This is a genomic window from Aquipuribacter nitratireducens, assembly GCF_037860835.1.
GTDB lineage: Bacteria > Actinomycetota > Actinomycetes > Actinomycetales > JBBAYJ01 > Aquipuribacter > Aquipuribacter nitratireducens.
Genome location: NZ_JBBEOG010000011.1, coordinates 1 through 14,633, shown reverse-complemented (window position 1 = coordinate 14,633; position 14,633 = coordinate 1). Strand labels below are relative to the sequence as shown.

General features: G+C 77.7%; 11 protein-coding genes and 1 tRNA gene. 2 read left to right on the top strand and 10 right to left on the bottom strand.

The window, feature by feature from the left end; translation table 11 throughout:
- Positions 1-97: 97 nt before the first annotated feature.
- The gene (gene rpsT, locus WAB14_RS16310; RefSeq protein WP_340271367.1) at positions 98-358 is read left to right on the top strand and encodes a 30S ribosomal protein S20; all 261 of its coding nucleotides are present in this window, start codon (positions 98-100) and stop codon (positions 356-358) included.
- A gap of 100 nt (positions 359-458) precedes the next feature.
- On the opposite strand, the gene holA is transcribed toward rpsT, so the two are convergent.
- The 5 genes from holA to leuS form a co-directional block, all read right to left on the bottom strand.
- Complete coding sequence (holA, locus tag WAB14_RS16305) at positions 459-1,523, bottom strand: DNA polymerase III subunit delta (RefSeq protein ID WP_340271366.1); 1,065 nt, start codon at positions 1,521-1,523, stop codon at positions 459-461.
- 5 nt (positions 1,524-1,528) lie between these two features.
- Positions 1,529-4,045: a ComEC/Rec2 family competence protein gene (locus WAB14_RS16300; RefSeq protein WP_340271365.1), complete on the bottom strand. Its 2,517-nt coding sequence runs from the start codon at positions 4,043-4,045 to the stop codon at positions 1,529-1,531.
- A 29-nt stretch (positions 4,046-4,074) separates the two neighbouring features.
- Entirely contained in the window at positions 4,075-4,977 is a 903-nt protein-coding gene (locus WAB14_RS16295) for a helix-hairpin-helix domain-containing protein (protein ID WP_340271363.1), read from the bottom strand.
- A gap of 69 nt (positions 4,978-5,046) precedes the next feature.
- Positions 5,047-6,078, bottom strand: a complete 1,032-nt coding sequence (locus WAB14_RS16290; RefSeq protein WP_340271362.1) for a DegV family protein — start codon at positions 6,076-6,078, stop codon at positions 5,047-5,049.
- A 22-nt stretch (positions 6,079-6,100) separates the two neighbouring features.
- The gene (leuS, locus tag WAB14_RS16285) at positions 6,101-8,698 is read right to left on the bottom strand and encodes a leucine--tRNA ligase (protein WP_377002411.1); all 2,598 of its coding nucleotides are present in this window, start codon (positions 8,696-8,698) and stop codon (positions 6,101-6,103) included.
- A gap of 166 nt (positions 8,699-8,864) precedes the next feature.
- Here leuS and WAB14_RS16280 point away from each other — a divergent pair, with 166 nt between their 5' ends.
- The gene (locus WAB14_RS16280; RefSeq protein WP_340271361.1) at positions 8,865-9,359 is read left to right on the top strand and encodes a DUF1990 family protein; all 495 of its coding nucleotides are present in this window, start codon (positions 8,865-8,867) and stop codon (positions 9,357-9,359) included.
- Here WAB14_RS16280 and gghA read toward each other — a convergent pair.
- The 5 genes from gghA to WAB14_RS16255 form a co-directional block, all read right to left on the bottom strand.
- Positions 9,343-11,760, bottom strand: coding sequence for a glucosylglycerol hydrolase (gene gghA / locus WAB14_RS16275; protein ID WP_340271360.1), 2,418 nt, complete (start codon positions 11,758-11,760; stop codon positions 9,343-9,345). The genes WAB14_RS16280 and gghA overlap by 17 nt on opposite strands.
- Positions 11,761-11,862: 102 nt before the next feature.
- Positions 11,863-11,935 (bottom strand) — tRNA-Ala (locus tag WAB14_RS16270).
- A 57-nt stretch (positions 11,936-11,992) separates the two neighbouring features.
- A complete protein-coding gene (locus tag WAB14_RS16265) occupies positions 11,993-12,706 on the bottom strand; it encodes a histidine phosphatase family protein (protein WP_340271358.1) in 714 nt (237 codons plus the stop codon).
- Positions 12,703-13,116 (bottom strand): ribosome silencing factor, encoded by a 414-nt coding sequence (gene rsfS, locus WAB14_RS16260; protein WP_340271356.1) that lies wholly within the window; start codon positions 13,114-13,116, stop codon positions 12,703-12,705. Before rsfS ends, WAB14_RS16265 begins: the two co-directional genes overlap by 4 nt.
- Before the next feature lie 44 nt (positions 13,117-13,160).
- On the bottom strand, positions 13,161-14,633 hold a 1,473-nt coding region (locus tag WAB14_RS16255; protein WP_340271354.1), incomplete at its 5' end, for a LytR C-terminal domain-containing protein.

The following is a 14,633-nucleotide window of genomic DNA, read 5'->3' as shown; positions in this document are numbered from 1 at the left end:
CGGTGCATCCTGCCCAGACACCTGGCCCGATCGCACCGACCCGGGCGGCGCCTCTCGGCGCGCCCCGACGAACCCGAGCAGCACGGAGAGAGCACGCGTGGCGAACATCAAGTCCCAGATCAAGCGCAACCGCCAGAACGAGCGGGCGCGCATGCGCAACAAGGCGGTCAAGTCGGAGCTCCGCACCCTCGTGCGCCAGTTCCGCGAGGCCGCCGACTCCGGCGACAAGGCCGCGACGGAGACCGCGCTGCGCCGCGCCACCCGCGGCCTCGACAAGGCCGCCTCGAAGGGCGTCATCCACAAGAACCAGGCCGCCAACCGCAAGTCGGCCCTCGCCACGCGCTTCGCCTCGCTCTGACGGCAGCGCCCCGGCACGACGGAGCCCCCGCACCCACGGTGCGGGGGCTCTGCTGTCCCCTCCGCGCGCACCTGCGCCGGCCGCTCGCGGTGTGCGCGGGTCAGGACACCCGGGTCCGGTCGGTGGGCCGCTCCCGTGCGTCGGTGACGGCGACGACGGCGCGCTCCAGCGCGTAGGCCGCGGCGACCCCCGGGACCTCGCCCTTGACGGCGGCATCGGCGTCGGCGACGGCGACGAGCGCCGCGCGCAGCCCCTCCGGTGACCAGCCGGCGAGGTCGCGGCGGGCACGGTCCACCTGCCACGGCGCCATCTGCAGGTCACGGGCCAGCGCCGCCGCCGGTCCGCGACCCGCGCCGGCGACCCGGGCCATCGCCCGCAGCTTGGAGGCGAGGGCGCCGACGACCAGCACCGGCTCCACCCGCTGGGCGAGCGCGTGGCGCAGGAGGCTGAGGGCCTGACCGGCGCGGCCGGCGACGCACGCGTCGGCGATGTCGAAGCCGCGGGCCTCCCGCCGGCCGCCGACGAGGGCCCGGACGGCGTCGACGTCGACCGCGCCCGTCGGCACGGTCTCCGCGAGCTGCCCGGTGACGGCGAGGAGCTCGGCGAGGTCCCCGCCGACGGACTCCACGAGCAGGTCGACGGCGTCGGGGTCCGCGCGGCGCCCGGCGGCCCGCAGCCGCGCGACGACGAGCGCGGCCCGGTCCCGCTCCCCCGGCACGGGCGCGCACGTGACGCGCACGGCACCGGGGACGGCGTCGAGCGCGGCGAGGACCGCCTTGCCGCCGTTGCCGCCGGCGTGCCGGGCGACGAGGACGAGGTCGGGGTCGGGCGTCGAGGCGAGCGCGGTCGCGACGGCGGTCACCTCGTCGGTGTAGGGCCCGGCGGCCTGCTCGAGCCCGTGGAGGACGACGAGGCGGTGCCCACCGAACAGCGACGGCGCCGCGGCCGCGTCGACCGCGCCCGGCGCCCACGACTGCGGGGTGATCTCGTGCCGCTCGACGTCCGGGTGGGCCTCCCGGACGAGCCCGAGCAGCCGCCGCCACGCGGCGTCGGCGAGGGCCTGCTCGCTGCCGGCGAGCACGACGACGGGCGCCGGCTCGACGTCGAACGGGCCGGGGCCCGTCGGGGCGGGGGCGCGGCCGCGGGCGCGTCGGGCGGGGGGCACGCGCCTCATGCTGGCACGCCCCCCGGACGCCCGTCGGGGCACCGCCCGCGCGCGAGGCGTCGCCGGGTGCGGGCGTCCACCCCCTCCCCCGGGCCGCGGCGCAGGCGCACGGCGACGTCGCCCGAGCCGGCGGTGTCGAGGACGGTGGTGCCGGCGTCCCGGACCGCCGCCAGGCCGCGGGGCGCGGGGTGGCCGTACGGGTTGTCGCGGCCGGCGGAGGCGACGGCCAGGGCGGCGCCCGCGGCGCGGTAGAGCGCGGGCAGCTGGTCGGCGGAGCCGTGGTGGGCGACGGTCGTGACGTCGCTCGCGAGCGACTCGGGCCCCACGGCGGCGAGGAGGCGGCGCTGGGCGTCGGCGCCGAGGTCGCCGACGGCGAGGACCCGCAGCCCGTCGGGGCCGTGCAGGCGCACGACGGTGCCCGCGTCGTTGACGTCCTGGGAGTCCCCCGCCGCGCGCGGGGCCCCCGGGCGCGGGGCGAGCACCTCGACGGTGACGGCGCCGGCTCCCGAGACGCGACCGGCGACCGGGTGCTCGAGGGGGACGCCGTGGTGGGCCGCCCAGTCGGCGAGGGCCGCCGCGGCGGCGGCCGGCTGCCCGGTGGCCGGTGCCCACGCCCGAGCGACCCGGGTGCCGCTCCCGGTGAGGGCCGTGAGGCCACCGACGTGGTCGGCGTGCAGGTGGGTGAGGACGAGCAGGTCGAGCCGCCGCACGCCCGCCCGCCGCAGGCAGCCGGTCACCGAGTCGTCCGGTCCCGTGTCGACGAGGACGGCCGCCCCCGGTCCGCTGCGCACGAGCAGCGCGTCGCCCTGCCCGACGTCGCACACCACGACCGGCCAGTCCGGCCCCGGCCACCCGCGGGCGCCCGGGAGCAGCACGGCGACGAGGGCCGCCACGGCCGCGAGCGAGCAGAGCAGGGGACGGGCACCAACGCCGCCGGGGCCGCCGAGGACGCGACCGTCGCGGGTGGGGGGCGCGGGCGCACGGGACCCGCCGACCCACGGCCAGGGGGCCCACCCCTCACGTGGTGGGCGACGGTCGGGGAGGCGTCGCAGCACGAGCACCGCGAGGGCGAGCAGCGCGGTGGCGGCGAGCGCACCGGCGGCGATCCCGGGCCCGCCCGCGGGCCACGGCAGGCTCGCGCCGGGCAGCCCCGCGACGACGCGCGCCACGCCCGCCACCCAGCCCGCGCACCAGGCGGCCGGCGCGGCGACGACGGCGGCCGCCGCCGGGTGGACGAGGGACAGCACGGCCGCGAGCAGGCCGAGGACGGTCGCGGGGGCCACGGCGGGGGCGGCGAGGGCGTTGGCGGGCAGGGCGTACGTCGCCACGACCGGTTCGAGGCCGAGCAGGACCGGGGTGACGGCGACCTGCGCGACCGCAGGGACGGCGAGCGCGTACGCCACCGAGCGGGGCACGGTGCGGCCGAGCAGGCGGGCGAGGGGGCCGGCGCCGACGACGAGCGCGCCCGTCGCGACGACGCTGAGGCGGAACCCCGGCGCCCGTGCCAGCCAGGGGTCGGCCGCGACGACGACGAGGACCGCGACCGCGAGGGCGGCGAGCCCACCGCCGCGTCGACCGACGACGACGCCGAGGAGCCCGACGGCGCCCATGGCCGCGGCCCGCAGGACGCTCGGCTCGGGGCGCGCGACCACCACGAGCGCGACGAGCGCGAGCGCCGCCGCGGCCGCCGCGCTGCGCCTGCCTGCCCCCAGGAGGACGCACAGCAGCAGCGTCCCGCCGCACACGATCGTGATGTTCGAGCCCGACACGGCGGTGAGGTGGCTCAGGCCGGCGGTCCGCATGTCGTCGACGAGGCCCTCCGCCTGCTGGCTGGTGTCGCCCACCACGAGACCTGGCAGGAGGCTCGGGCCGTCCCGCACGCCGTCCGCGCCGGAGGCGGTGGCGAGCCCGCCGCGGACCCGTTCCGCGGCCCGCCACGCCCACGCCGGGACGGCGAGCACGGTCGGGCCGTCCGTCGCGGTCACCCACAGCGCGACCGGTGCCCCTGCGGGGGCGGGGTCGGCCCGCACGGTCGCGCGCACCGTGCTCCCCCACCGCACCGCCGACCACGCTGCCGCGTCGCCCGTGACGGACACCGGCACGCCCGGGACGGCGCCGGCAGGGGCGGTGAGGACGGCGCGGACCCGCACCTGTGGAGGCGCCCACTCCGGGCCGTCGACCGGCACCGGGTCACCCGCCACCCGCAGCACGACCTGGTGCGCCCTGCCGTCGGTGAGGGCGAGCACGGGTGCCGCGGTGCGGGCGGCCTGCTCGGGGTGGACGAGACCGCACAGCAGCGCCGCGACCGCGAGGACGGGTGCCACGAGCAGCCCGGCCGTGCGGGCGCGGCGCACGGGCGCGACCACGGTGAGGGCGACGACGAGGAGCGCCGTCCCGGCGAGGGCGAGGGAAGCGGCGCGCGCGGACCCCGCCGGGCTTGCGGTGGCCCACCACGCGGCCGCCCACGCCGCGAGGGCCGGCGGGACGAGCCGCACGTCGGTGGGCACCGGCGCGCTGCTCACGACCTGCTCACGGGCTGCTCACGACCCGCTCACACGGTCACGAGGTCCCGGACCTGCTCGAGCACGCTCGGCCCGATGCCGCTGACGTCGGCGAGCTCGTCGACGGAGCCGAAGGGACCCACCTCCTCCCGGTGGGCGACGACCCGCTCGGCGAGGACCGGACCGATGCCCGGGAGCGCGTCGAGTGCCGCGACGTCGGCCGCGTTGAGGTCAAGCACCCCGGGCGGGCCCGAGGTGCGTGCCGTCGGGTCCGTCACCGCGCCCGGACCGGGCACCGCGACGGGCTGCTCCCCCTCCGTGGGGACGACCACGAGCTCACCGTCGACGACCGGACGCGCGAGGTTGACGAGCCGGGTGTCGGCCCCGGCGACGACGCCGCCGGCCGCCTCCACGGCATCGGCCACGCGGTCCCCGGTGCGCAGCCGCACGACGCCGGGCTCCGCGACGGCCCCGTCGACGTGGACGAGCACCTCCGCGTCCGCCGCGACCGCGGGCGGGTCGGGAGCCGCGGGAGCGCCGGGCACCTCGGCGGGCGCGGGTCCGGAGGGCGCGCCCACCGCCGGGGTGACCGCCGGGACGCCGCTGACCGCGGCGGCACCGGCCTCCGACGGGCTCCCCGGCGCCGCCGCGGACACCACACCGCCCCGGTCCCCGACGAGACCGGCCAGGAGGACGACGACCACCACCACGAGGGCGACGACGGCGACGACGACGCCGCGCGGGAGACCGGTGACCCGCCACGACGGGCGAGGTCTCGGGGCGACCGCGTCGACGCCCGCGTACGGGGCCGGGGCAGGCGACGGCTCGTCGGACGCCGCCGTCGCGGTGTGACGCCCACCGCCGGGTGAGGGCCCGGCGGTGAGGCCGCGCTCACCGAGCCGCCGGGCGAGCCGCCCGAACGGGTCCTCGTCCTCGTCCTGCCCCCTCGTCATGGCAGTGACGCTAGGGACGCGGCGCCGCGCACCCGCGCCGCCCGGCGGGCTCCTGTGGACGGATCGGCGTCAGCGGCGGTTGTGGGGACGACCCGTCAGGGGTCCCGCCGACACCCCGACCGCGCCGGGCCCGACGTGGGTCGCGAGGACGGGGCCGAGCGCGGCGACGACGACGAGCACCCCGGGGGCCCGCTCGCGGACCCGGTCCGCGACCGCGCCGGCGAGGTCGGCCGCGCCGCTGTGCTGGACGACGACCGCCGCGTGGCGCAGCGACAGCCCGGCTCCCGCGACGACGTCGAGCGCGCTCGCGGGCACGGCGAGGAGCCGGTCCGTGAGCCCGGCCCGGCCGTCGCCCGCGACCGCCCGCAGTGACTCGACGTGCTCGACGGCGAGCCCTGCGAGCCGCTCGACGACCCGCCCCGACGTGCGGAGGCGCTCGACCGGGCGCGGCTCGCCGTCCTGCACCTCCAGGAGCGCCCGGCCCGCCCGGTCGAGGCGCCCGGTGAGCGCGCCGAGCCGACCCCCGCCCGGCGCGGCCGGCGCCGCGGCCGGTGACACCCACGTGGCGGAGCCCGCCGCCACGGCACGGGCGACGTCGGCGGCCCGGCGCACGTCGGTGCCGGTGTGCGCGAGCCGTGCCGCGGCGACGACTGCGAGCAGGTGCGCCCCACCGACGGCCCGCGTGTCGACGACCTCGACGGGGATCTCGGCGTCCCGAGCCGCGAGCCGGGCCGCGTCCACCGTCCCCGACAGCGCCCCCGACAGGTGGACGGACACGACCGCCGAGGCACCGTCCGCGGCGGCCGCCGCGTAGGCGGCCGCGAGGCCGGCGGGGCTGGGCCGGCTCGTCGTCGCCCGCGCCCCGCCCGACACGGCGGCGAGCAGGTCCGCGAGCGCGAGCGCGCCCTCGGGTGCCGGCTCGCCGTCGAGGAGGACGTCGAGCTCGACGACGCGCGCGCCGAGCTCGCGCGGGTCCAGCGGCAGCGTCGGTCCCCCGACGGGCGCGTCCGGCTCACCGGGCCCGTCCTCGCCGGGCCCGGTGAGCCGCGCGGTGGAGTCGGTGACGACCGCCGTGCGGGGCACGACCCGGGACACCGTCACCCCACCACGCGTCGGGTCCGGGTCAGACGACGACGTTGACGAGCGCGGGCGGGCGGACGACGACCTTGCGAACCTCGGCGTCACCGATCGAGGCCCGCACCTTGTCGGAGGCGAGGGCGAGCGCCTCGAGGGCGTCGGCGGTGATGTCCTTCGGCACCTCGAGCCGGTCGCGGACCTTGCCCCGGACCTGCACGACGGCCGTGACGGTGTCCTCGACGAGCAGGGCGTCGTCGACCGCGGGCCAGCCGGCCAGGGCGACGCACGGCTCGTGGCCGAGCGCGGCCCACATGTCCTCCGCCGTGTACGGCGCGACGAGGCTCAGCAGGACCGCGACGGCCTCGACGCCCTCCCGGACGGCCGGGTCCTCGGGCCCGACACCCGGGTCGTCGACGGCCTTGCGGAGGGCGTTGACGAGCTCCATCGTCCGCGCGACGGCGACGTTGAACTTCAGCCCCTCGACGAGCTCCGCGGCGTCGGCGACGACCCGGTGCGTGACCCGGCGCACGTCGACGGACCCCGTGGTCGGGTCCGTGCCGGGCGCGGACGTCACGTCCTGCGCGAGCCGCCACGCGCGGGCGAGGAAGCGCGCGGACCCGGCCGCGGACACGTCGGCCCAGTCGACGTCGTCCTCCGGCGGCCCCGCGAACACCATCGTGAGGCGGACGGCGTCGACGCCGTGCTCGTCCAGCTGCTCCCCCAACCGCACGAGGTTGCCGCGCGACTTGCTCATCGCCGAGCCGTCCATGAGCACCATGCCCTGGTTGAGCAGCCGGGTGAACGGCTCGACGGGCTCGACCATCCCCAGGTCGTGGAGCACCTTCGTGAAGAAGCGGGCGTACAGCAGGTGGAGGATCGCGTGCGTCACCCCGCCGACGTACTGCTCGACCGGCATCCACCGGTCGGCCTCGGCGCGGTCGAACGGCGCCTCGGTGAGGTGCGGGGACAGGAAGCGCAGGAAGTACCACGACGAGTCGACGAAGGTGTCCATCGTGTCGGTGTCGCGCTGCGCCTCACCGCCGCACGACGGGCACGTGGTGCGGACCCAGTCCGTCGCGGCGGCCAGTGGCGAGCGTCCCTTCGGGGTGAGGTCGAGGCCGTCGGTCGGGGGCAGCACGACCGGCAGCTGCTCGTCGGGGACCGGGACCTCGCCGCAGCGCTCGCAGTGGACGATCGGGAACGGCGTGCCCCAGAACCGCTGCCGGGAGATCAGCCAGTCCCGCAGCCGGTACGTCGTCGTGGGCCCGCCCAGGCCGTCGGCGGCCAGCTGCTCGCTGATCCGCGTGATGGCCTCGGCCTTGCGCAGCCCGTCGAGCGGTCCGGAGTGGACGAGCGCGCCGTCCCCCACGGTCGCGACCCCGCTCTCGACGGGGTCCGGCAGCGGCTCGCCGTGCTCGTCGCGGACGTCGACGACGACGCGGACGGGCAGCCCGAAGGCCCGGGCGAAGTCGAGGTCGCGCTGGTCGTGGGCGGGCACGGCCATGATCGCGCCGTGGCCGTAGTCCGGCAGGACGTAGTCGGCGGCCCAGATCGGCAGCCGCTCCCCGTTGACGGGGTTGACGGCGTGCCGCTGGAGGAACACCCCGGTCTTCGGCCGGTCCGACGACAGCCGCTCGATCTCCGTCGTCGACCGCACCTGCGCGAGGTAGTCGGCGAACGCCCGCCGCGTGCTCTCGTCGGCCTCGGCCGCGAGCTCCTCCGCGAGGTCGGAGTCGGCGGCGACGACGAAGAACGTCGCCCCGTACAGCGTGTCGGGCCGGGTCGTGTAGACCGTGACGGGCTCGTCGCGCCCCTCGATGACGAACTGCACGTCGGCGCCCGTCGAGCGGCCGATCCAGTTCCGCTGCATCGAGAGGACCTTGTCGGGCCACCTGCCCTGCAGCTGCGCCATGTCGTCGAGCAGCCGCTCGGCGTAGTCGGTGATCCGCAGGTACCACTGGGTGAGCTTCTTCTTCGTCACCTGCGTGCCGCAGCGCTCGCAGCGCCCCTGGACGACCTGCTCGTTGGCGAGCACCGTCTGGTCCTTCGGGCACCAGTTGACCTGGCTGGGGCGGCGGTAGGCGAGCCCCTTCTCCCGCAGGCGCAGGAACAGCCACTGGTTCCACCGGTAGTACTCGGGCTCGTTGGTCGCGAGCACCCGGTCCCAGTCGAAGCTGCACGCGTAGCGGCGCATCGACGCCTTCTGCTGCTCGATGTTGCGACGCGTCCACTCCACGGGGTCGGCGCCGCGCTGGATGGCGGCGTTCTCCGCCGGCAGGCCGAAGGCGTCCCAGCCGATGGGGTGGAGGACGTCGTAGCCGCGCTGCAGCCAGTACCGGGCGATGACGTCGCCGAGGGCGTAGGCCTCGGCGTGACCCATGTGGAGGTCGCCGGAGGGGTAGGGGAACATGTCGAGCACGTACTTGGTGGGGCGGGTGTCGCCGGGGCGGCCGGCGGCGAACGGCTTCTGCTCGTCCCACACCGGCAGCCAGCGCCGCTCGATCGCGTGGGGGTCCCACCGCTCGGGGCGCGCCTCGCGGTCGGCGCCGGCCGGGGGGGCCTGCTGGACGTCCTGCGTCACGTCGGTTCTCCTGCTCTGCGTCGTGCGCACCGGGCCGGGTCGGGGCGGGTGCGGGCCGGGCATGGAAAAGCCCCTCGCACGTGGAGGGGCCGCCGCGCTGGTCCGCCGTCCGGCGGTCTGCTCAGCGCGGCCCGGTAAGCACGAGGCTGCGGTGGTGCACGACGCCACGATAGCGGGACACCGCCCGCGTACGCGCGCGGCTTCCCGTCCGCTGCCTCACGCTGGTGCCGTGACGTCGTCGACGGCCCGGCACCGGACCCGCCGCACGCTGACGCGCGGCATCCTCGTCGGGCACGGCACGGACGCGTTCGAGCGGGCCGCGCAGCGGCTCATGACGTGGCAGGTCCACCGCGACAGCGGACTGGCGGTCGACGCGTCGGCGCCCCGGGCGGCGCCGGGCGTCACGGTGCGCCTCACCCTGCGGCTGGGGCCGCTGCGGGTCGTCGCACCCTGCCGGGTCGTGGGGGTGTGCGCGGAGGCGACGGAGCGCGGCTTCACGTACGAGACGCTGCCCGGGCACCCCGAGGACGGCGTCGAGCACTTCCGGGTGAGCCTCGGCCCGGACGGCACCGTCCGCGCGGTCGTGCACGCCGAGTCACGCCCGGCGAGCGCCCTCGCCCGCGCCGGTGGTCCGGTGACCCTGCTCCTGCAGCGCCGGCAGACCGACCGCTACCTGCGGGCGCTCCGCGGCCGAGCCGGCGGCGGGGTCAGCCCGCCCGGGTGAGGACCACACCGGCGCCGTCGCGGAGCACCACCGGCTGGGCGGCGTCCGCGACGACGAGGCCCGGGGAGGTGAGCGCGACCTCCCAGCCGGCGGTGCCGGTCTGCCCGACGTGGTCCGGCGCGAGCGGGACGACCTCCGCGTCCGTGCCCGCGAGGTTCGCGACGAGGAGCACGCGCTCGCCGTCCGGGCCCTGTCGGTGGACGTGCACGACGAGGGCGCCCTGGGACTCCTCCCGTCCCCACGAGTCGGCGTCGGTGAGGTCGTCGCGCAGCCACGGCCGCCGCAGCCGCAGCCCTCGCACCCGACGGGCGAAGGCGAGCCGGACGGGGTCGGCGACGGGCAGGCTCGCGTCGACGTCGCACAGCGCCTCGACGTCGTCCATGTAGTCGCGGGCGAACGCCTTGAGCGCCCCGACGCCGGAGACGTCCACGTCGAGCTGCTCCTGCAGCAGCGTCATCCGGGCGGCGGCGTCGACGAGGTCGTCGCCCGCGGCCTCGACCGAGATCGCGAGGGCGGCGAGCACCCGACGCAGCGACTCGAGGTCGCGCACACCCCGCGCCCGCAGCCGCGGGAACGCGTCGAGGCGCTGCCAGCGCTCCTCGTCGAGCTGCCACCACGCGAACAGGCCCTCCTCCGCGACGACCTTCACCCCGTACCGGTCGTCGGTGTTGCGGACGAACCCCCACGGCGCGCGGGCCGTCGCGTTGAGGAAGTCCATGGGGACGCCGGGGAACGCGGCGTACGTCAGCAGCCACGCGGCGGGGTTGTCGTAGGCCTCGGCGAGGATGCGGGGCATCGAGTCACCGAGGGCGGTGTTGACCGCCGCCTCGAGCGGGATCTGCGTGCCGCGCCGCACGGTGTCGTGGTTCGCGCACCCGGACACCCAGTGGCTGCCGGTGGTGAGGATCTGCTCGACCCGCCACCAGCGCTCCTGCCAGAAGCCCTGCAGAGCCGGCGTGTTGTGGGCGAACGTGATGGGACCCCACTGGAAGGCGTGCGGCTGCCGGTCGACGACCGCCCGGTACGTGGAGGCGACCGGCCAGTCCTCGCGCGGCCACGGCCGGCCGTCCTCGAAGACGAACCACGGCAGGTAGTCGACGCCGCACACCTGCTGCGGCACCCCGGCCATGAGCTCGAGGAAGTCGTCGTCGTGGGCGACGACGCGCTGGACCTCGTCCCACGTCGTGAAGTCCTGCGCCCCGTCGACGCGCACGCCGTCGGCACCGTGGTCGACCTTGCGCCGCTGCATCTCCAGCACGCACGCCCGCACGACGGGGTGCTGCTGGTTGACGTCCTGGCCGTACATGTTCGGGCCGCGGAACCAGCGGGGGTCGAGCACGCCGAGGGCCTGGTTGTCGGTGTGGCCGTACACGACGTCGAGGACGAGCCGCATCGGGCGCGGCAGGGTGTGGAGGGCGACGGCGAGGTCGACGAGCTCGTCCGGGCGGCCGGTGCGCAGCAGGCGCGGGTTCGTCGCCGCCGAGCCGTGGAGGAGGATGTCGTAGCCCCAGTTCGTCACGTCGGGGCGGGCGAGCCGCCACGTCTGCTCCTCGGCCTCCTCGGGCCCGTCGTCGACGCGGTGGACGAAGCGCGGCCCGAGCTCGTACTCGATCGTCGGTTCCAGGGGCAGCGGCTGGAGGGCGTCGTAGCCGTCGAGCAGCTGCAGGTGCGCGGGCAGGTCCGCCGGGTCCGTCCCCGCGCGCAGCGCGTCACCGAGCGCGCGGAACCGCTCGGCGAGGTCGGCGAGGGTGCCACCGCTCGTCGCGGACGGCACGTGGAGCTGGAGGACGTTCGTCGGCGGCGGCACCCTGCCGTCCTCCAGCGACGCGGCGAGCTCGGCGTAGTACGCGGCGTCGCCGCGCCCGGCGTGCAGGGAGTCGGCGTCGTAGAGCTCGGCGGGCCCGAGGCCACCGAACGGCAGCGACGCCGCGAGGGGGTCGGCCGCGGTGTGGCGGCGCTCGCGGCCGTCGGGCCCGGTCGCCCGGTACACGAGCTGGTAGAGCGAGCCGAGGCGCTCGCGCCGACCGGGCAGGACGCCGGCGACGGCCGCCCACGCGTACTCGCCGTCGAGCGTGACGGGGACGTGGGCGACCCGGACCGCGACGGTCTGCTCGGGGACGGCGAGGTCGACGTCGGGGACGTCGACGAGCTCCAGCGTGACCCGCTCCGCGCCGATGCCCCGGCGGACGAGCTCGGGGACCCAGAACCCGAAGGTCGCGTGGTCGCCGTGCCAGTGCCCGCCGAGGCGCCGCGCGTGCCGCCGTGCGGCGGTGAGCTCGTCGGCGCCGTCCCGCTCGGCGCGGACCGCACGCAGGAGCGACTCGAGCCGGTCCGGGACCGCCTGCGGTACGAGGGGAGCGTCGTCGCGCCCCGTGCGTGCGTCGTCCCGGGTCGTCGTCATCGACGGGCCTCCTGCGCCGTGGCTGCGGGTGGACCCGGCCGAGGTTAGCGCGGGGACGACGACGGCGGCCGACCGAGGTCGACCGCCGTGACGGTGTGCGGGTGGAGCTGAGGGGACTCGAACCCCTGACCCCCTCCATGCCATGGAGGTGCGCTACCAGCTGCGCCACAGCCCCGCGAGGTCGAAAGCATAGACCGTCCCGCCCGCGCGACGAAAACGGCTGGTCAGCCGCTCACACGACGCTGACGGGCGCCGCCCCGCCCGGCGCGAGGACGGCACCGAGGGCCACGGGGGGCACGTTCCACGCCCGCACCCGCCACCGGGGCGGACCGTCGGTGGCGCCGTCGACGTGCTCGAGGAGCGCGCAGCCGGTGTTGGCCAGCGGGGTGAGCGAGGCCCGCAGCGCGGGCACCTGGAGCAGGTGGGCGACACCGGCCCGGGCGCTGGCGCCGTGCCCGACGGCGAGCAGCACGTCGGGCGCGCTCCCGCCGCCGTCGGCTGCGCGGAGCCGTCCGACGTGGTCCAGCAGGGCCGTCGCGACCCGCGCGCCCGCCTCGCTGGGGCGTTCCGCCCCGCCGAGCGGGACGTCGGCGCCCCCTCGCCAGGCGTCGTACGCGTCGCCGTCGAGGGCCCGGATCTCCGGCTGCAGCAGGCCCTGCCACTCTCCCGCGGCCACCTCACGGAGCCGCGTGTCCGGTTCCGCGTCGACGCCGAGGTCGCGCCCGATCGCGGCGGCGGTGTCCGCCGCCCGGGTCAGGTCGCTGGTGAGGAGCCGGACGCGTCGTCCGGCGAGGCCCGCGGCGACGCCCGACGCGGCGTCACGCGCCTGCTGCCGGCCGCGCTCGCTGAGGGCGGTGTCGTGCTGGCCCTGGAAGCGGCCGGTGACGTTCCACTCGCTCTCGCCGTGGCGCAACAGGATTACGACCGTGCCGTGAGAGGCGCTCACGCCAGCGGGCCGCTCTCGTCGTCGAAGGCGTCGGTGCCGCGCCGGCCGCGGGCGTGCTCGGGCAGCGGCACGACGGGGCAGTCCTTCCACAGCCGCTCCAGGGCGTAGTACTCGCGCTCCTCGGCGTGCTGCACGTGCACGACGAGGTCGGCGTAGTCGAGCAGCACCCACCGCCCGTCCTTCTCCCCCTCCCGGCGCACGGGCTTGGCCCCGAGGTCCCGCAGCCGTTCCTCGACCGCGTCGACGATGGCGCGGACCTGCCGGTCGTTGGGGGCGGAGGCGACGAGGAAGACGTCGGTGATGACGAGCTGGCCGCTGACGTCGAGGGCGACGACGTCGGTGGCGAGCTTGTCGGAGGCGGCCTCGGCCGCGGCCGTCGCGAGCTCGACGGCGTGGTCGCTGGCGGTCATGGGGTGCTCCTGCGGGGTGGGGGGGGTTCGGGCGGCCGTCGGGGTCACGGCGACGGTTCGACGTCGCCGGCACCGTCGACGAGGGTCGCGAAGTCTTCGCCGAGGACGACGACGACGTCGGTGTCGACCAGCTCCTGCGGGTTGATCTGCAACGCACCCGCGTCGAGGCCGAGGGCATCGACGACGGCTCGGCCCTGCGCCTGGTCCTCGGCATCCTGCGAGGCGACGAGGACGAGGCTGTCCGTCTGGTCGAAGGACTGGGCGTTGGTGCCGCCGACGTAGCGCAGCCCGGCGGCGACGAGGCGGTCGCGCGCCGCGCCGACGAGGCCGGGCGTCCCGACGCCGTTGCGGACCTCGACCTGCACGTCGCCGACGGCGGCGACGGGCAGCATGGCTCCGGCGAACCGGTCGCCGAGCGTGCCGGCGAGCGCGTCGCGGTCGACGCTCCGGACCGAGGCGTCCCCGGCGGTGACCTCCCGCGTCGGGAGCACGACGGCCTCGACGGCACCGCCGCCCGCGCGGCCCGCGGACGCGGCGAGGACGCGCGCGACGTCCTCGTCGACCGCGGCGGCGGGCGCCGACGCGCCGTCGGCGGACCCCGTCCCGGCCGCGTCGTCGACGACACCGGCGGCGGCGAGCACCGAGGCGGCGTCCTCCGGGTCCGACGGCAGGACCTCGAGCAGGGCGAGGAGCACGGCGGAGAAGCGGGCGAGGGCGGCCTCGGGCGGCTCGCCCTCGACGTCGGCGGTGGCGTAGGCGACGGCCTGGGAGCCCGCGAGTCGCTGGTCGTCGCCGACCGGGACGGCGACCTCGTCGGTCACGACCTCCCGGGTGACGTCGACGACGACGCCGCCGACGCCGTCGACGAGCGCGGCGAGCTGTGCGGGGGTGAGGAGCGCGACGTCGTCGACGCGCAGGCCGAGGGTGTCCTCGAGGCCGCGGCGGACGGCGTCCGCCCCGAGCCCGACGGCGGCGTCGAGCGGGGCCGGGCCGGCGTCCGCCACGACGAGCTGGAGGTCCGGGGGCACGAGGAGCACGGCGACGCTCGCGGCGTCGACACCGAGCAGGGCCGCGGCCTCGACCCCGCCGTCCGGACCCGCGAGCCCGAGGGCGAGGGTCTGCTGCGCGGGGGCACCCGCCGTCGGCTCGACCGCTGCGGAGGAGTCGTCGGTCCCGTCGAGCGCCGCGGCGACGAGCACGACCGCGACGAGGACGACGAGCACGAGACCGGCGAGCACGAGGAGGTCGGTGCGCTCGGGACGGCGCGCCCGCAGCCGCGCCCACGCCGCGCGCGGGGACCACGGGCCGGTGTGCTCCTCCGGCGCGCGCGGGAGCGTCGGCGTCGGGGTGGGAGTCGGGGTCGGCGTCGGGGTCGGCGTCGAGGTCGGGGTCGGGCTCGGTGAGGGGCTCGGGGTCGTGCCGACGCCCGTCCCGGCTGCCGGCGCGGCGGCCGCCGCCCCCGGGTCCGCGGCCACCGGCGCCGCGCCCGCCGTCTGCTCGGCGAGCCGGCGGGCCCG